Annotated in this window: 19 protein-coding genes and 3 tRNA genes; 10 read left to right on the top strand and 12 right to left on the bottom strand. The window is 71.5% G+C overall.

Features of this window, described 5'->3' with window-relative positions; translation table 11 throughout:
- Window positions 1-2: 2 nt before the first annotated feature.
- Window positions 3-599 carry a TetR/AcrR family transcriptional regulator gene (locus tag B5D60_RS02910; RefSeq protein ID WP_197684379.1) on the bottom strand — a complete coding sequence of 199 codons (597 nt, stop codon included), beginning with the start codon at window positions 597-599 and terminating at the stop codon, window positions 3-5.
- Window positions 596-1198 (bottom strand): TetR/AcrR family transcriptional regulator, encoded by a 603-nt coding sequence (locus B5D60_RS02905; RefSeq protein ID WP_078701248.1) that lies wholly within the window; start codon window positions 1196-1198, stop codon window positions 596-598. Before B5D60_RS02905 ends, B5D60_RS02910 begins: the two co-directional genes overlap by 4 nt.
- A gap of 226 nt (window positions 1199-1424) precedes the next feature.
- On the opposite strand from B5D60_RS02905, the gene nhaA reads away from it, so the two are divergent.
- Window positions 1425-2675, top strand: a complete 1251-nt coding sequence (gene nhaA, locus B5D60_RS02900) for a Na+/H+ antiporter NhaA (protein ID WP_078698764.1) — start codon at window positions 1425-1427, stop codon at window positions 2673-2675.
- A 1-nt stretch (window position 2676) separates the two neighbouring features.
- On the opposite strand, the gene B5D60_RS02895 is transcribed toward nhaA, so the two are convergent.
- Together B5D60_RS02895 and B5D60_RS02890 are read right to left on the bottom strand one after the other, a co-directional pair.
- Window positions 2677-2982, bottom strand: coding sequence for a hypothetical protein (locus B5D60_RS02895; RefSeq protein ID WP_078698763.1), 306 nt, complete (start codon window positions 2980-2982; stop codon window positions 2677-2679).
- Entirely contained in the window at window positions 2979-3437 is a 459-nt protein-coding gene (locus B5D60_RS02890; protein ID WP_078698762.1) for a MarR family winged helix-turn-helix transcriptional regulator, read from the bottom strand. The genes B5D60_RS02895 and B5D60_RS02890 overlap by 4 nt, the downstream gene beginning before the upstream one ends.
- A 77-nt stretch (window positions 3438-3514) precedes the next feature.
- Here B5D60_RS02890 and B5D60_RS02885 point away from each other — a divergent pair, with 77 nt between their 5' ends.
- Window positions 3515-3757 carry a helix-turn-helix domain-containing protein gene (locus tag B5D60_RS02885; RefSeq protein ID WP_078698761.1) on the top strand — a complete coding sequence of 81 codons (243 nt, stop codon included), beginning with the start codon at window positions 3515-3517 and terminating at the stop codon, window positions 3755-3757.
- Window position 3758: 1 nt separating this feature from the next.
- A complete protein-coding gene (locus B5D60_RS02880; RefSeq protein WP_078698760.1) occupies window positions 3759-4019 on the top strand; it encodes an acylphosphatase in 261 nt (86 codons plus the stop codon).
- 44 nt (window positions 4020-4063) lie between these two features.
- Here B5D60_RS02880 and B5D60_RS02875 read toward each other — a convergent pair.
- Window positions 4064-4139 (bottom strand) — tRNA-Lys (locus B5D60_RS02875).
- Between the two features lie 72 nt (window positions 4140-4211).
- On the opposite strand from B5D60_RS02875, the gene B5D60_RS02870 reads away from it, so the two are divergent.
- The gene (locus B5D60_RS02870; protein WP_078698759.1) at window positions 4212-4940 is read left to right on the top strand and encodes a dienelactone hydrolase family protein; all 729 of its coding nucleotides are present in this window, start codon (window positions 4212-4214) and stop codon (window positions 4938-4940) included.
- Here B5D60_RS02870 and B5D60_RS02865 read toward each other — a convergent pair.
- Both B5D60_RS02865 and B5D60_RS02860 read right to left on the bottom strand, forming a co-directional pair.
- Window positions 4937-6445 (bottom strand): phytoene desaturase family protein, encoded by a 1509-nt coding sequence (locus tag B5D60_RS02865; protein ID WP_078698758.1) that lies wholly within the window; start codon window positions 6443-6445, stop codon window positions 4937-4939. The two genes, B5D60_RS02870 and B5D60_RS02865, sit on opposite strands and share 4 nt — an antisense overlap.
- A 35-nt stretch (window positions 6446-6480) precedes the next feature.
- On the bottom strand, window positions 6481-7428 hold the full coding sequence (locus B5D60_RS02860; protein WP_153302852.1) for a PDDEXK family nuclease: 948 nt from the start codon (window positions 7426-7428) through the stop codon (window positions 6481-6483).
- 136 nt (window positions 7429-7564) lie between these two features.
- Between B5D60_RS02860 and glpK the strand changes: the two genes are divergently transcribed.
- The 4 genes from glpK to B5D60_RS02840 are packed head-to-tail and all read left to right on the top strand — an operon-like array spanning window position 7565 to window position 12426.
- Window positions 7565-9073, top strand: coding sequence for a glycerol kinase GlpK (gene glpK / locus B5D60_RS02855; protein ID WP_078698757.1), 1509 nt, complete (start codon window positions 7565-7567; stop codon window positions 9071-9073).
- Window positions 9070-10128 carry an alpha/beta hydrolase gene (locus B5D60_RS02850; protein WP_197684378.1) on the top strand — a complete coding sequence of 353 codons (1059 nt, stop codon included), beginning with the start codon at window positions 9070-9072 and terminating at the stop codon, window positions 10126-10128. The genes glpK and B5D60_RS02850 overlap by 4 nt, the downstream gene beginning before the upstream one ends.
- 19 nt (window positions 10129-10147) lie before the next feature.
- Window positions 10148-11875, top strand: a complete 1728-nt coding sequence (locus B5D60_RS02845; protein ID WP_078698755.1) for a glycerol-3-phosphate dehydrogenase/oxidase — start codon at window positions 10148-10150, stop codon at window positions 11873-11875.
- Window positions 11872-12426 carry a nucleosidase gene (locus B5D60_RS02840; protein ID WP_078698754.1) on the top strand — a complete coding sequence of 185 codons (555 nt, stop codon included), beginning with the start codon at window positions 11872-11874 and terminating at the stop codon, window positions 12424-12426. The genes B5D60_RS02845 and B5D60_RS02840 overlap by 4 nt, the downstream gene beginning before the upstream one ends.
- A 2-nt stretch (window positions 12427-12428) precedes the next feature.
- On the opposite strand, the gene B5D60_RS02835 is transcribed toward B5D60_RS02840, so the two are convergent.
- The 3 genes from B5D60_RS02835 to orn all read right to left on the bottom strand — a co-directional run bounded on the left by B5D60_RS02835 (window position 12429) and on the right by orn (window position 13638).
- A complete protein-coding gene (locus tag B5D60_RS02835) occupies window positions 12429-12851 on the bottom strand; it encodes a DUF1801 domain-containing protein (protein ID WP_078698753.1) in 423 nt (140 codons plus the stop codon).
- A gap of 48 nt (window positions 12852-12899) precedes the next feature.
- Window positions 12900-12975 (bottom strand) — tRNA-His (locus tag B5D60_RS02830).
- A 54-nt stretch (window positions 12976-13029) separates the two neighbouring features.
- Entirely contained in the window at window positions 13030-13638 is a 609-nt protein-coding gene (orn, locus tag B5D60_RS02825; protein WP_078698752.1) for an oligoribonuclease, read from the bottom strand.
- Between the two features lie 87 nt (window positions 13639-13725).
- Here orn and B5D60_RS02820 point away from each other — a divergent pair, with 87 nt between their 5' ends.
- Both B5D60_RS02820 and B5D60_RS02815 read left to right on the top strand, forming a co-directional pair.
- Entirely contained in the window at window positions 13726-14481 is a 756-nt protein-coding gene (locus B5D60_RS02820; protein WP_078698751.1) for a DsbA family protein, read from the top strand.
- 1 nt (window position 14482) lies between these two features.
- The gene (locus B5D60_RS02815) at window positions 14483-15220 is read left to right on the top strand and encodes a DsbA family protein (protein ID WP_078698750.1); all 738 of its coding nucleotides are present in this window, start codon (window positions 14483-14485) and stop codon (window positions 15218-15220) included.
- A gap of 11 nt (window positions 15221-15231) precedes the next feature.
- Here B5D60_RS02815 and B5D60_RS02810 read toward each other — a convergent pair whose 3' ends face one another.
- Entirely contained in the window at window positions 15232-15450 is a 219-nt protein-coding gene (locus tag B5D60_RS02810) for an amphi-Trp domain-containing protein (protein ID WP_078698749.1), read from the bottom strand.
- A 21-nt stretch (window positions 15451-15471) separates the two neighbouring features.
- A tRNA-Arg gene (locus B5D60_RS02805) sits at window positions 15472-15548 on the bottom strand.
- Window positions 15549-15579 lie beyond the last annotated feature (31 nt).

Here is a 15579-nt window from a genome sequence, read left to right as displayed (position 1 = left end):
GCTCAGGCGGCGATCGACTCCGCGATCGCCGCCGAGACCGTCTCCAGCCCGCGCTCGTCGCGCGTCGACTGCGCCACGACGAAGGCGCCCTCGATGTAGGCATTGATGGTCGCACTGAGCTCGGCGACATCACGATCCGTGCGGACGTCACCGCGCGCCTGGCCGTCGCGGAGGATCTGCTCGACGGTGGTGCGCCAGCGCCCGAGCTGCTCGGCGAGGATGACCCTGATCGACTCCGAGCCGTTGGCGATCTCGGTGGCGAGCTTGCCGATGAGATCGACGTGCGTGAACCCCGAGCTCACGAAATGCTCGACCAAGTCCTGGAAGTAGCCGGACATCATCTCCGCGGTGGACAGTTCTTCGCGACTGCTCCACTTCTCCAGGAGTCGCTGATGGAAGCGGTCGTAACGCTGCAGGACCGCCACGACGAAGCTCTCCTTGTCACCGAAGTGGTGGTAGAACGACCCCTTCGGGACTCCCGTGGCATCGAGCAGGCCGTCCACCGTCGTGCCGTGGTAGCCATGGATGAAGAGCTGATTCAGGCCTTCGCGCAGGAGCGCGTCTCGGTGCGACGTGCGCGCAGGAGCAATGTCGGTCACGAACGCGTCCGCGGAGAGATCAGGTCGGTGAGGCTGGCCGTCACCGCGTCGAGGTAGTCCCGGTCGCGCAGGGCCAGCGCTGCCACGAAGGCACCTTGGATCAACGCTAGGCTCGCATCGGCCAGCTCCTCGGCCGTGCGGTCTTCGCGGACCTCGCCACACTGCTGGCCCTCGCTCAGCATCGCGGCGAGAGCATCGCGCCAGGCGACGAACCCGCGGGCGAGCCCATCGCGATAGGACTCCGAGTTGGCCGCCAGCTCGTTGGAGAGCTTTCCCGCCAGGCACGCCCAGCGCCAGTGGCTGTCGACGAACGCATCAACGGCCGCGCGATGGTAGCCGGCGAGCCGCTCGGGGACGGTGAGCTCCTCCTTGACGGCCCACGAGCGCAGCCGCAGCGCCTGGAGGTCGTCGTAGCGCTCGAGGACCTCGCGGCCGAAGCGCTCCTTTGAGCCGAAGTGGTGGTAGAACGAGCCCTTGGGGGCCTCGGCCTCGGCGAGGATGGCGTCCACGCTGGTCCCGTTGTAGCCACGGTCGTAGAGCAGGCGAATTCCGGCGCGCAGCAACCGTTCCTTGTGGGGAACCTTGACCGACGTCGACATCATCGCTCCTCGTTGATCGACCGATGTGGCGGGTGCCAGGGTCAGACACGGGCGCCACCCTTATAGACTATTGCGTCTAGACGAACATTGCCAAGAGCGCCGTACACCCGTGCGGCGGACGCCCCTCCTCGGCGAAGCGAGCAGGGGAGCCTCCGCCCGTTAGGGTGGTGACAGGTGTGCCGGGAAGTCTGGTCGGCGTCCTGCCGCCGACCCCTCGAGGATTCCCATGAGCTCACCTGGACTGTTCACCCGCGGCAGCTGGCCGGAGGCCTCCCGCGTCGCCGACGTGCTGCGCCGCGAGACGGTCGGCGGCACGATCCTGCTGGTGGCCGCGATCGCGGCGCTCGTCCTGGCCAACTCGCCGTGGTCCGACGCCTACTTCGACCTGGCCGCGACGCGCGTCGGGCCCGCCTCCCTGCACCTGGACCTCACCGTCTCGGCGTGGGCGGCCGACGGCCTGCTGGCGATCTTCTTCTTCGTCGTGGGCCTCGAGCTCAAGCGGGAGTTCGTCGCGGGCGACCTGCGTGACCCACGCCGCGCGATGCTTCCGGTCGTGGCCGCGATGGGCGGCATGGTCGCGCCGGCGCTCATCTTCGTGGCGATCAACGCCGGCCACGGGACCACGCACGGCTGGGCGATCCCGACCGCGACGGACATCGCCTTCGCGGTCGCGGTCCTGGCGGTGCTGGGCACCTATCTCCCGATGGCGCTGCGCACGTTCCTGCTGACGCTCGCCGTGGTCGACGACCTCCTGGCGATCACCGTGATCGCGGTGTTCTACACCGAGTCGCTGGACCTGGCCATGTTCGCCGCGGCGTTCGTCCCGCTGCTGGCCTTCGCGGTCGTCGCGCGCCGCGCCCCGCACTGGTGGTGGCTGCTGATCCCGTTCGCCGTCGTGACGTGGGTGCTCATGCACGAGTCGGGCGTCCACGCGACGGTCGCGGGCGTGCTGCTCGGCTTCACCGTGCCCGCCCACGGCCACCGCAGCGTCGCCGAGCGGATGGAGCATCGCGTGCGCCCGGTCTCCACGGGGTTCGCCGTGCCGGTCTTCGCCTTCTTCGCGGCCGGGGTGGCGGTGTCGGGGGAGGTGCTCTCGGGTGCCTTCGACTCCCCGGTGACGTGGGGCATCGTGCTCGGCCTCGTGCTGGGCAAGCCGCTCGGCATCGTCGGCAGCTCGATGCTGCTGGCGGCGACGACCCGCGCCCAACTGGACCCGAGCATCCGCTGGATCGACGTGGTCGGGGTGGCGATGCTCGCGGGCATCGGCTTCACGGTCTCACTGCTGATCGGGGACCTCGCGTTCGTCGACGAGGGCCTCGAGGAGTACGTGAAGATCGGCGTCCTGGCCGGCTCCCTGGTCGCCGCGGCGCTCGCGGCGGTGGTGCTGCGGGCACGGAACCGCCACTACCGCGAGGTCGAGGAGCAGGAGTCGCGCGACGAGGATGCCGACGGCGTCCCCGACGCGTTCCAGCGCTGAGTCAGAGCACCCAGACGAAGCCGGCCACGCAGAACGACAGCAGCAGGACGAGCCACGGCGTGGTCCGCCAGCTGATCGGCGGCTTGTCGAGGATCACCACGGTGACGCCGTAGATGATCATCGCCAGCGGCACCGAGACGACCAGCAGGATGATCTGGTCACTGCGCCGGTCGTCGCCGAGGGCGTAGGCGGCGCCGATCGCGCCGAACAGGCCGTGGATCGACGTGACGACCCACGTGATCGCCATGATCCGGCGCCGGACGATGTTGAGGGACTCCTCCGAGGCGTCGGGGAGGCGCTGGCTCATGCCGTGGTCCTTTCGTGGGCGCGGTCGGCCCGCTCGATGAGCTCGTGCAGCCACCGGTTGACCTGCTCCAGCTCGGCGACGTCCATGTCGAACCGCTCGAGCATCGTGGCCGGCACCGCGAGGGCGCGCTCGCGCAGAGCCCGGCCCTCGGGCGTCACGGCGAGGGCGAAGGCGCGGTCATCGCCCGCGCGGCGGTCGCGGCGGACGAGGCCCGCGGTCTCCAGCCGCTTGACCAGGGGCGAGACGGTGGCCGGCTCGAGGCGCAGCTTGTCGCTCAGTCCGCGCAGGGTGAGCCCGTCGTGCTCCCACAGTGCGAGCATCACGAGGTACTGCGGGTGCGTGAGGCCGAGAGGCTCCAGGACGTCGCGGTAGCAGCCGATCACGGTGCGCGAGGCCACGGACAGCGCGAAGCAGACCTGCTCGTCGAGGGACAGCGGATTCGGGGCCGAGGACATGACATCAGTGTACTAATGGTTCGTGGGCTCACGAAATCGCCCGTGCGCTTGGTCCCTGGTGGTCGTAGGTTGACCCCATGGCCTTCCGCCACCGTCGGGAGTACGACGAAACCGTGCCGCAGGCACTCCGTGCCGCGCGTGAGTCGTACGACGCCGCCTCGGCCGAGTACGAGGAGGCGATCACCCGCGCGAGGCGCGACTGGGCCGCCGCCCTGGCGACCGCCATCGAGGCGGGCATGTCCTACCAGGAGATCGCCGACGAGGTCGGCGTCTCGCACACCAGCATCAGCCGGGCGATCAAGCAGTACGGCTCCAGCTGACATGAGGCGCGTCGGCGTCGTGGTGCGCGGGACCGTCCAGGGCGTGGGCTACCGCTACTGCCTGCGCGTGGTCGCCGAGCGCGCCGGCGTCTCGGGCTGGGTGCGCAATCGCGCGGACGGAAGTGTCGAGGCCGAGCTCGAAGGAGCCGATCTCGACACGGTGCTGGCGTGGATGGCGGAGGGCCCTCCCGGCTCCCGGGTGACCTCGCGCGACGTCACCGACCTGCCCACGGAGGGCACGCAGGGGTTCGAGGTGCGCTGAGCGACGAAACGCCGAAGGCCCCGGCGAACCGGGGCCTTCGGCGTTGGTACACCCCCTCGGACTCGAACCGAGAACCCATTGATTAAGAGTCAATTGCTCTGCCAATTGAGCTAGGGGTGCTCGCGCGCTGCGCGATCACCAACTCTACCGCATACCTTCACGCGAGATGAAATCGAGTGCCATGCTTCCGCCATGACAGCGCTCGAGCGGTGGGTCCACGGCACGTTCACGCATGACGGGATCACCCACGAGACGTGGCGGCAGGGCACCGGACCGGGCGTCGTGGTGATCCACGAGATCCCCGGGATGACGCCCGAGGTCATCGCCTTCGGCCAGGAGATCGTCGACCACGGCTTCACGGTGGTGATGCCACAGCTCTTCGGCGAGCCCGGCCGCCCGATGTCGGCGGGCTACACCGTGAAGTCCCTCGTCCGTGGGTGCGTCAGCAAGGAGTTCACCGCGCTGGCGCTGCGCCGGACCGCCCCGGTCACCCGGTGGCTGGCCGCGCTGGCGAGTGACCTGCACGGCTCGGTCGGCGGACCGGGCGTCGGCGCGGTGGGGATGTGCTTCACCGGCGGGTTCGCCCTCGCGATGATGGTGGACGATGCGGTCGTCGCGCCCGTCCTGGCGCAGCCCTCGGCACCGTTTCCGTTCACCCCGGCCCGCTCGCGAGACCTCGGGCTGTCACCGGCCGACCACGAGACCGTCGTGGCGCGCGTGAACGCGGGCTGCCCGGTTCTCGGCCTGCGATTCGAGGGCGATCCTGCCGTGGGTCGCCGCTTCCAGGTGCTCCACGACGAGCTGGGGGAGAACTTCAGGGCCGTCGAGTTCCCGGGCCGCAAGCACAGCACCCTCACCCTGCACCGGCAGGAGCGCGGGGTCCGCGCGGTCCTGGACTTCCTCGACGAGCGCCTCCGCTAGGACAGCAGCGCCTGCGCGGCGTTGTGGCCGCCGAGTCCGCTGACCGCGCCACCGCGACGCGCCCCGCTGCCGCACAGCAGCACACGCGGGTGCGCCGTCGCCACACCCCAGCGCTGGGCGGGCGTGTGCGGACGCTCGTCCTCCTCGAGCCACGGCCACGTGAGGTCGCCGTGGAAGATGTGCCCGCCTGGCATCCACAGCTCGTGCTCGATCTCGGTGGGCGTCTTGGCCTCCAGCCCGAGGATGAGGGGCTCGATCGGCTCGGCCAGGTGGGCGTCGAGGGCGGCGAGCACGCGCGCGACGGCCTCGTCCTTGGCGCCGGGGGCGTCGAGCACGCCGGGCGGCGTGTGCAGGCCGAAGTACGTGAGCGTCTGCGCGTCCGAGTCGCGCAGGTCAGGGCCGAGGATCGAGCGGTCGGTCAGGGTGTGGCAGTAGAACTCGCCCGTGGCCGGGGGCAGGTCACCCGCGGCGGCGGTCGACCACGCCAGCTGCAGCTGCTCGTAGGACTCGTCGAGGTGGAACGTGCCGGCGAACGCGACCGCCGGGTCGGCACCGGACTTCAGCGCCGGGAGGCGGGACAGCAGCAGGTTGAGCTTGAGTTGCGCGCCCGCGGGCTTGGCCGTGGGGGTGTGGCCCAGCAGCCGCTCGAGCACGTAGGGCGCCGCGCCGAAGAGCACGTGGTCGGCGCGCTCGACGAACCCGTCACCGCAGACGGTCACGTCGACGTCGCTCACGTCGATGCCGTCGACCTCGGCGTTGACCCGGATCGTCGCGCCGGCCTCGGTGGCGACCCGCGCCAGCTCGGCGGTGACCGCGCCCATGCCGCCCACGGGCACCCGCCACTCGCCCGTGCCGTTGCCGATCAGGTGGTAGAGGAAGCAGCGGTTCTGCACGAGGGACAGGTCCTCGAGGGAGGCGAACGTGCCGATGAGGGCGTCGGTGGCCACCACGCCACGGACGACGTCGTCGGCGAAGCGACGCCGGATCGCCGTGCCGATCGGCTGCTCGACGAGGTCGGTCCAGATCGCCATCTCCACCCGGTCGCGCAGGTCGCCGATGTGGGGGAGCGGCTGCATCAACGTGGGGGCGATCGCGTCGGCGAGGGTGCCGATCTCGGCGTAGAAGCGGTTCCAGGCCTCGAGCTCGTCGTCCCCTCCGGTGAGCTCGGCGAAGGACGCGCGGGTCGCCTCCCCGGGGGCGGTCTCGACGAGGAGGCCGCCGTCGCGCCCGGCGCGGTGCCACGGCGTGAACGAGGCGGTGTCGCGCGACCGCAGCTCCAGCTCGAGGCCGAGGTCGTCGATCAGCGCCTGCGGGAACAGGCTCACGAGGTAGGAGAACCGCGAGAGCCGCGCATCGTGCTCGGCGAACGGCGCGGCACTCACGGCGGCACCGCCGACCCGCCCGAGCCGCTCGAGCACCAGCACCTCGACCCCCGCGCGGGCGAGCAGCGCCGCCGCCACGAGCCCGTTGTGTCCCGCTCCGACGATGACGACGCGTTCGGCCATGCTTCACCCTATGACGCCGGGGGACCGTCCTTGCGTCATACGGAGCGGTCGACCGCACCACCGCTGCGTATGACGTCCGGCCCTGCTTGCCAGCCACCTCGCACGAGCGCCTCCCGGACCTGCGCGAGGAACTCGGCGGGCGCGACGCGGAGGCCGAGGTTCGGCACGCGGATGACGGTGGAGCGGTGCAGCACGAGGTGGTTCTGGCGCAACGCGTCGTCCACCATCACCGGTGCGCTCAGGTGCTGCACTCCGTCGATCTCGACGACGACGTCGTACTCCGGCCACTCGACGTCGAGGTAGGCCGAGCCCCGCGCGGTCCTGCGCTGCGACTGACGGGTCGGCTCGGGCAGCCCGTGCTCGCGACACAGGCGGGCGAAGTCGAGCTCGCCGATCGCGCGCACGCCGTCGACCAGCTGCGTGGACACGTCGAGCAGCAGCCGGCGGCGGGCGTGGCGCCGGATCTCCAGGGCCGCCCGGGCCACGTCCTCCGCCCGGCAGAGTCGCTGCTGGACGCTCGCGGTCAGGAAGAACGCCGCCTGCCGATCCGAACGGGCCCACAGCGCGGCGCGGACGGCGGCGACATCGGGGCGGACGCGGGGGAGTCCCGGTCCGACCAGGTCGCGCCGGGTGAGGCGGCGGGTCTGCCGAACCGTCACGCCGGAGATCCTCGGGGTGCGGGCGCCTCGCGGCACCGACACGCGCACGGTCTCGACCTCGATGCCGGTCAGGCCGGCCGCCTGCAGCGCGGACACGCCGTCGAGCATCGCCCGCGGCCCGGCCTCGATGACGGCGCGCCACCACACCGCTCGTTGTGGCAGGGGCCCGGAGTGCAGGCAGATCGTGTGCCGCCCCCACGACCTCCAGCGGCCGGCGCTCAGCTGCGCTCGCAGGGTGGCGCGCGTGACGCCCGCGGCGAACAGCTGCCGCCGGCTCACCACCTGCTCCTGTGCCGCGGCGGTGGCGTGCAGGCTCGGATCCATGCCGTGAGGGTGGCGGTTCCACCGTGCCGGGGTCGATCAGGCGTCCACAGCCATCGGGGACGTCATACGGAGCGGTGGCCAGCGCGACCCCGGCGTATGACGCAACGGGCGCTTCCGCGTGGTTAGGGTGAGGCCCATGTCACAGCAGTTCGTCGGCGCGATCGACCAGGGCACCACCAGCACCCGCTTCATGGTGTTCGACCACCGGGGCGAGGAGAAGGGGCGGCACCAGGTCGAGCACGAGCAGATCCTGCCGCAGGCCGGCTGGGTCGAGCACGACGCCAAGGAGATCTGGGAGCACACGCGCGAGGTCGTCGCGAAGGGCCTCGAGGCCGCGGGGATCACGGCCGCCGACCTGGCCGCGGTCGGCATCACGAACCAGCGCGAGACCACGGTCGTGTGGGACCGGCGCACCGGCGAGCCCTACGCCAACGCCATCGTGTGGCAGGACACGCGCACGGCCGACCTGGCCAAGCGTCTCGACGAGGACGGCAGCGGCAAGGTCATCCACGCGAAGTCCGGGCTGCCGCCCGCGGCGTACTTCGCCGGCGGCAAGCTGCACTGGATCCTGGAGCACGTCGACGGGGTGCGCGAGGACGCCGAGGCCGGCCACGCTCTCTTCGGCACGATCGACACCTGGCTCATCTGGAACCTCACCGGCGGTCCCGACGGTGGGGTGCACGTCACCGACGTCACCAACGCAAGCCGCACCATGCTGATGAACCTCGAGGACCTCGAGTGGGACGACGAGCTGCTCGAGATCTTCGGCGTCCCCCGGGCGATGCTCCCCGAGATCACGTCGTCGTCGCAGGAGTTCGGCCGGACCACCGAGGACGGGCCCTTCGGCGCCGAGGTGATCCTCGCCGGCAACCTCGGCGACCAGCACGCCGCGCTCGTCGGGCAGGCCTGCTTCGAGCCCGGGATGCTCAAGAACACCTACGGCACCGGCAACTTCCTGGTGCTCAACACCGGCCCCGAGATCGTGCGCTCGGAGCGCGGGCTGCTGACGACGGTGGCCTACCGCTTCGGCGACGAGCCGCCCGTCTACGCGCTCGAGGGGTCGATCGCCGTGACGGGCTCGGCCATCCAGTGGCTGCGCGACCAGCTCAAGGTCTTCACCGAGGCGGCCGACTCCGAGGCGCTCGCCGAGACCGTCGAGGACAACGGCGGCGTCTACTTCGTGCCGGCCTTCAGCGGCCTCTTCGCGCCGTACTGGCGATCGGACGCGCGCGGCGTGATCGTGGGCCTCTCGCGCTTCAACACCGTCGCCCACGTGGCCCGCGCCGCGCTCGAGGCGATCTGCTACCAGAGCAAGGACGTCGTCGACGTGATGGTCGCGGACTCGGGCATCGAGCTGGAGGTCCTCCGCGTGGACGGCGGGATCACCGCCAACGAGCTCTGCATGCAGATCCAGGCGGACATCCTCGACATCGAGGTCAGCCGGCCGGTGGTGCCCGAGACCACGTGCCTGGGCGCCGCCTACGCGGCCGGGCTCGCGGTGGGCTTCTGGTCGAGCACCGACGAGCTGGTGGCCAACTGGGCGGAGTCGAAGCGCTGGACCCCGAAGTGGGACGACGAGCAGCGGGAGGCCGGCTACCACCAGTGGAAGAAGGCCGTCGAGCGCACGCTGGGATGGGTCGAGTGAGCGCCGCGACGCGGCACGGCCTCTCCGCCGCGCTGAAGGCCGAGCGCTCGGTGGTGCGTGGCTTCGCCCGGCTGCCCGACTCGGTGGTCGCGCGGCTCGGCCGGCACGCGCCGGTCAACCGCGACGGCGAGACCCTCTCGCCCGAGATCGCGGTCGCCCTGCGGGTGATGAACCGGATCCCCGGGGGCGACTTCACGCAGCACCCCGTGGAGCAGGCGCGCCGCATGCTGACCGACGAGGCGCTCGTGTTCGCCGACGTGTTCCCCGACTTCGCCGTCGAGGAGGACCTCGTGATCCCGAGCGCGGCCGGCCCGATCCCGGCCACGCGGTACCGCGCGACCACCGAGTCGAAAGGCCTCGTCCTGTACTTCCACGGCGGGGGATGGGTGCTCGGCAGCCGTGTCAGCACCGACTCGGCCGTGCGCTTCCTCGCGCTGGAGGCCGGGGTCGACGTCCTCTCCGTGGACTACCGACTCGCGCCCGAGCACCCGTTCCCCGCGGCCACCGAGGACGCGCTGGCGGCCTGGGACTTCGCGGTGGAGCACGCGCCGGGCTGGGGCCTGGACCCGCGGCGCATCGTGGTCGCGGGCGACAGCGCCGGTGGCAACCTGAGCGCGGTGCTGGCGCACGACCTGCGCGGGCGCGACGTCGTCCCCGCCCTGCAGGTGCTGCTGTTCCCGGTCACCGACCTGTCCACCAAGCACCCGTCGTACGCCGAGTTCTCCGAGGGCTTCTTCCTCACCGAGGGGCACATGGACTGGTACCGCGAGCGCTACCTCGCCGATCCCGCCGACGCGCTCGTCCCGCGCGCCTCGCCGCTGCTGGCCGAGGACCTCACAGGGCTGCCGCCGGCCTACGTCGCCGTGGCCGGCTTCGACCCGCTGCGCGACGAGGGCATCGCGTACGCCCGCCGGCTGGAGGAGGCCGGGGTTCCCACCACGTTGGCCCGCGAGGGTGCGCTGATCCACGCGTTCATCAACATCACCGGCGTCAGCCGCCCGGCGAGGGAGGCGACGCTGCGGATCGCGAGCGCGATCACGGCAGCCATGGCGTGACACTGGTTGACTGGAGCCCATGCGACCGGTTGCCCTCTCCCCGCAGCACCGCCAGGAGGCGCTCGACGCGCTGGCCTCGGAACACCTCGACATCCTCGTCATCGGCGGCGGGGTCGTCGGAGGTGGTGCCGCGCTCGACGCCGCCACGCGAGGCCTGTCCGTCGGACTCGTGGAGGCCCGCGACTTCGCCTCCGGCACCTCCAGCCGCTCGAGCAAGCTCGTGCACGGCGGCCTGCGCTACCTCGAGATGCTCGACTTCCGCCTCGTCGCGGAGGCGCTCGGCGAGCGCAGCCTGCTGATCGACAAGCTGGCGCCCCACCTCGTGAAGCCGGTGCCGTTCCTCTACCCGCTGACGCACCGCGTGTGGGAGCGCTTCTACGCCGGCTCCGGCGTGGCTCTCTACGACTCGATGGCGCTGCTCTCGGGTCGCTCGCGCGGTGTCCCTCGGCACCGTCACCTCACCCGCACCGGCGCCCGGCGAGTCATGCCGGGCCTGCGCAAGGACGCCCTCGTGGGCGCCCTGCACTACTACGACGGCCAGGTCGACGACGCCCGCCACACGATGTTCCTGTCGCGCACGGCCGCGGCCTACGGCGCCCACGTCGCCAGCCGCACCCGCGTGATCGACCTCGTGCGCGAGGCCGACCGGGTCGTCGGCGCGCGGGTCAAGGACCTCGAGACGGGCCGTGAGATCGAGATCCGCGCCCGCCAGGTCGTCAACGCCACGGGCGTCTGGACCGACGAGACGCAGTCCTTCGCCGCCGAGCGCGGGCAGTTCAACGTCCGGGCCAGCAAGGGCATCCACCTCGTGGTGCCGCGCGACCGGATCCGCGGCGAGTCCGGCCTGATCCTGCGCACCGAGAAGTCGGTGCTGTTCGTCATCCCGTGGGGGCGTCACTGGATCATCGGCACGACCGACACCGACTGGTCGCTGAGCAAGGACCACCCGGCCGCGAGCGCGAAGGACATCGCCTACCTGCTCGACGAGGTCAACAAGGTCCTCGTCGAGCCGCTCGTGCCCGAGGACGTCGAGGGCGTCTACGCCGGGCTGCGCCCGCTGCTGGCCGGCGAGGACGAGGCCACCAGCAAGCTGTCGCGCGAGCACGCGGTCTCGACCTCGGTGAAGGGTCTCGTCGTCATCGCCGGCGGCAAGTACACGACCTACCGCGTCATGGCGAAGGACGCGATCGACGCCGCCGTGCAGCAGATGGGCTCGCTGCTCGACCGTCGCGTGCCCGAGTGCGTCACCGACGACATCCCGCTGCTGGGCGCCGACGGGTACTCCGCCCTGTGGAACCAGCGCCAGGTGCTCGCGGCCCAGCACGGCCTCGGCGTCGGTCGGATCGAGCACCTGCTGAACCGGTTCGGCACCCTCGCCACCGAGGTGCTCGACCTCATCGCCGACCGGCCGGACCTCGCCGAGCCGCTCACCGGCGCGGACGACTACCTGCGCGCCGAGGTGGTCTACGGCGTCACGCACGAGGGGGCCCGGCACCTCGACGACATCCTCGCGCGGCGCACCCGGATCTCGATCGAGACGTTCCACCGCGGCACCGAGTGCGCGGCGGAGGCAGCCGAGCTCATGGCCGAGGTCCTCGACTGGTCCGACGCCCAGCGCGAGCGCGAGGTCGACCACTACCTCAAGCGGGTCGACGCCGAGCGCGAGAGCCAGACGATGCCCGACGACGAGACGGCCGACGCGGCGCGGATGGGCGCTCCCGACGTCGTCCCGGTGGCGCACCCGTGAGCCTCGACCCGGCGAAGGTCCTCGTCATCGCGGCGACGAAGGCCGAGGCCGCACACCTGCCCACGGAGGTGCCGCTCGTCCTCACCGGGATCGGGAAGGTCGAGGCCGCGGCGGCCGCCACGGAGGCCATCGCCGCCCTGCGTCCCGAGCTGGTCCTCAACGTCGGCACGGCGGGCGCGCTGCGTCCCGGGCTGACGGGGCTCTTCGTGCCGTCGCTCGTGGTCAACCACGACTTCTCCGCCGATGCGATCCGCGCGCTGGGACACGACGCCGTCGACGAGATCGACCTCCCCGACGGGGACGGCACCGTCCTGGCCACCGGCGACCTCTTCGTCACCGACCCGGTGGCCCGCGACGCCATCGCGGCGCGCGCCCACCTGGTCGACATGGAGGGCTTCGCCGTGGCGCGGGCGTGCCAGCGCGCCGGCGTGCCGTGCCGCCTCGTGAAGATCGTGAGCGACGCCGCCGACGACTCCGCGCTGGAGTGGACCGCGGTGGTCGACGCCTGCGCGCGGCTGCTCGGGCACTGGGTGCGCGAGCAGCTGGCCTGACGTCACGGCTCGGGGTCGTCCTCGCGCTCCCACGCGATCGCCACGAGCCTGCGCAGCACGCCGAGGTCGACGTCGTCGAGCCTCTTGACGTACACGCAGCCCGCGCCCTCGGTGTAGGCGCCGAGGTCGGGCAGGAGCTCCGCACCCTCGGGCCGGTCCTTCAGGCCGTAGATCGTCAGCGCCGCCTTGCGGGGCGAGAACGCGACCTTCGGCCACGTCCCCCGAGTGCGCGGATTCGCGGGGGAGACGTAGCGGTAGCTGCCGTAGCCCACCATCGAAGGGCCCCACATCACCGGATCGGTGCCGGTCACCTCGCGGAGGAGTCCGGCCAGCCGCTGACCGTCCTCGCGCCGGCGCGCGGGGGTCGCGGCAGCGAGGAAGGCGTCCACGTCGGCGTCGGTGGGCTGCGTCTTGGGCTCGGCCATGGCTCCATCATGACGAACGGCCCGGAATCATCGATTCCGGGCCGTTCATGGGGTGGATGACGGGACTTGAACCCGCGGCCACCGGCACCACAAGCCGGTGCTCTACCAACTGAGCTACACCCACCATGTGCGCCTCGCGGCACAGCGCGACGAGTCTACCGGACGTCTCGCGCAGGTCCTACTCGGAGGGGGTGCTCCCGGTGATCTCCGCAGCGACGGTGCGCGCGGTCTCGGTGTCGACGCCCGGATCGGGGGTGAAGACGGTCCGGCGGTAGTAGCGCAGCTCGTCGATGCTCTCGCGGATGTCGGCCAGGGCGCGGTGGGCGCCGCCCTTCTCGGGTGCCGCGAAGTAGGCGCGGGGGAACCAGTGGCGCGCCAGCTCCTTGATGGAGGACACGTCGATCACGCGGTAGTGCAGCCACGTCTCGAGCTCGGTCATGTCGCGGGCCAGGAAGGCGCGGTCGGTGCCGATCGAGTTGCCGGCGAGCGGGGTCTTCCCGGGCTCGGTGGCGTACTGGCGGACGTACTCGAGCACCTGCTCCTCGGCCTCGCGCAGCGAGATGCCACCGGCCAGCTCGTCGAGCAGGCCCGAGGAGGTGTGCATCCGCGTGACCACCTCGTTCATCTGGTCGAGGGCCGCCTGCGGGGGCTTGATGATGAGGTCGACCCCGTCGCCGAGGACGTTCAGGTCGTAGTCGGTCACGAGCGCCGCGATCTCGACCAGGGCGTCGTCGCGGATCGACAGGCCCGTCATCTCGCAATCGATCCACACCAGCTTGTCGTTCACCCCGCCACCCTAGTGCGCGCCACCGACGGATGGGCCGGGCCGGGTAGGCTTCCGGCCGTACCGCGTCCATGTCCCGAGGAGCCGCACGTGACGAACGACCGCCAGGCCCGCGCCGCCCGCGCCGAGCAGATGCGCAAGGAGCGCGAGAAGGCCGAGCGCAAGCAGCGCAACAAGATCACCGTCGCGATCGTCGTCGTGGTCCTCGTGCTGATCGCCGCCGCCGGCTGGGGGATCAAGTCCCTCTCGGACGACAACGCGAAGAACACCGAGGTCATCGAGCCGGCCAACCTCACCGAGGGCGGCGTCGACTTCCCGGCCACCGAGGGAGCGGCGAGCGCCGACGCCCCGGTCGTCGAGCTCTTCGAGGACTTCCTGTGCCCCGCCTGCGGCTCGTTCGAGCAGCTCAGCGGTCAGTTCCTGCAGGACCAGGCCGCGTCGGGTGCGATCACCCTGCGCTTCATGCCGTTCTCGTTCCTGCACAACCAGAGCACCAACGACTACTCGCGCCGCGCGACCAACGTGGCGATGTGCGCCGTCGACCAGGACGGCCCGGAGGCCTTCTGGAAGGTCCACGACGCGCTCTACGCCAACCAGCCCTCCGAGGGTGGCGCCGGTCCCGAGGACGCGGAGCTGATCGACCTGGCCACGGAGGCCGGTGTCTCGGACGTCGAGTCGTGCGTCCGCACCGAGAAGTTCGTCCCGTGGATCGACGAGATGCAGAGCACCTTCGCCGACGAGCGCGACGTCTCCGGCACGCCCACCGTGCACATCGACGGCAAGGCCTCCGAGGCCCGCACGCCGCAGGAGCTGCAGGCCGCGATCGCCGAGGCCTCCAAGTCCTGACGTGACGAACGACCGCAAGGCACGGGGAGCCCGGGCCGAGCAGGCACGCCTCGAGCGTGAGCGTGCGGAGCGCCGCAAGCGCACCACGCTCACGCTCGCGGCGGTCGTCGGAGCCCTGGTGCTCGTGGCCGGGATCGCCTGGGGCGTCTCGGCACTGGGCGGCGACGACGCGGCCGACGGTCCGGTCGTCGAGCCGCGGAACGTGACGTCCGGCGGCGTCCAGCATCCCGGCGCCGCTCCGGCCGGCGCGGCCGTGGTGGAGGTGTACGAGGACTTCCTGTGCTCCCACTGCGCCGACTTCGAGGCCGAGCACGGCGCGTGGCTGGCCGACCGGGCCGAGCGCGGCGACATCGTGCTGCGCTTCATGCCCATGACGATCCTCGACGGCACGGCCGACACCGGCCCGGCGCACGACGCGATGAACGCGGCGTTCTGCGTCGCCGACGCGCAGGGTGCGGAGGCGTTCTGGGCGATGAAGTCGGCGCTGTTCGCGGCGGGCTACGCCTCGGGCGACGAGGAGCCGTCCGACGGCGCGCTCGCGGGCCTGGCGCAGGACGCCGGTGTCCCCGGCGCCGACGCGTGCATCCAGGACGGCACGTTCGTGCCCTGGCTGAACGAGGCGCGCGAGACCGCGCGCGAGCGCGGCGTCACGGGCACGCCGTCGGTGTACGTCGACGGCGAGAAGCTCGACGACGTCTTCGAGGTGCGCTCGGCCGTCGAGGACGCGCTAGCGTCCTGACGGCCCTCAGCTCACCAGCGCAGCTCGATCTCCAGCTCGTTCTCGTCGCCGATCTCCACCTCGACGGTCAACTCGACCTCGTCGGGCACGTCGACCGTGATGCGGTGGCCGTTCTTCTCGAACTCCACCGAGTTGTGGCGCGCGAGCGCGTCGGCGAGGGCGTGCAGCTTGGCGGCGGCCTCCTCGCGGCGGAGTCGCTGGGTCTGGTCGATCTCGAACAGGTCGCTCACGGTTCTCTCCTTCGGTTCGGCTGGCGCGCCCGGCAGGATTCGAACCTGCGACCTAGAGATTAGAAGGCTCTTGCTCTATCCAACTGAGCTACGGGCGCCTGCGGGCCCACACTATCGGGGGCGTTCGGT

The sequence above is a fragment of the Aeromicrobium choanae genome (assembly GCF_900167475.1).
Classification (GTDB): domain Bacteria; phylum Actinomycetota; class Actinomycetes; order Propionibacteriales; family Nocardioidaceae; genus Aeromicrobium; species Aeromicrobium choanae.
This window is presented reverse-complemented; position numbering and strand designations above follow the sequence as displayed.

Coding starts and splice junctions, on each gene's coding strand:
- glpK (WP_078698757.1), top strand. CDS start 7,565: ATGTCACAGCAGTTCGTCGGCGCGATCGACCAGGGCACCACCAGCACC.
- B5D60_RS02890 (WP_078698762.1), bottom strand. CDS start 3,437: ATGTCCTCGGCCCCGAATCCGCTGTCCCTCGACGAGCAGGTCTGCTTC.
- B5D60_RS02905 (WP_078701248.1), bottom strand. CDS start 1,198: ATGTCGACGTCGGTCAAGGTTCCCCACAAGGAACGGTTGCTGCGCGCC.
- B5D60_RS02895 (WP_078698763.1), bottom strand. CDS start 2,982: ATGAGCCAGCGCCTCCCCGACGCCTCGGAGGAGTCCCTCAACATCGTC.
- B5D60_RS02845 (WP_078698755.1), top strand. CDS start 10,148: ATGCGACCGGTTGCCCTCTCCCCGCAGCACCGCCAGGAGGCGCTCGAC.
- B5D60_RS02885 (WP_078698761.1), top strand. CDS start 3,515: ATGGCCTTCCGCCACCGTCGGGAGTACGACGAAACCGTGCCGCAGGCA.
- B5D60_RS02880 (WP_078698760.1), top strand. CDS start 3,759: ATGAGGCGCGTCGGCGTCGTGGTGCGCGGGACCGTCCAGGGCGTGGGC.
- B5D60_RS02835 (WP_078698753.1), bottom strand. CDS start 12,851: ATGGCCGAGCCCAAGACGCAGCCCACCGACGCCGACGTGGACGCCTTC.
- B5D60_RS02870 (WP_078698759.1), top strand. CDS start 4,212: ATGACAGCGCTCGAGCGGTGGGTCCACGGCACGTTCACGCATGACGGG.
- B5D60_RS02860 (WP_153302852.1), bottom strand. CDS start 7,428: ATGGATCCGAGCCTGCACGCCACCGCCGCGGCACAGGAGCAGGTGGTG.
- nhaA (WP_078698764.1), top strand. CDS start 1,425: ATGAGCTCACCTGGACTGTTCACCCGCGGCAGCTGGCCGGAGGCCTCC.
- B5D60_RS02865 (WP_078698758.1), bottom strand. CDS start 6,445: ATGGCCGAACGCGTCGTCATCGTCGGAGCGGGACACAACGGGCTCGTG.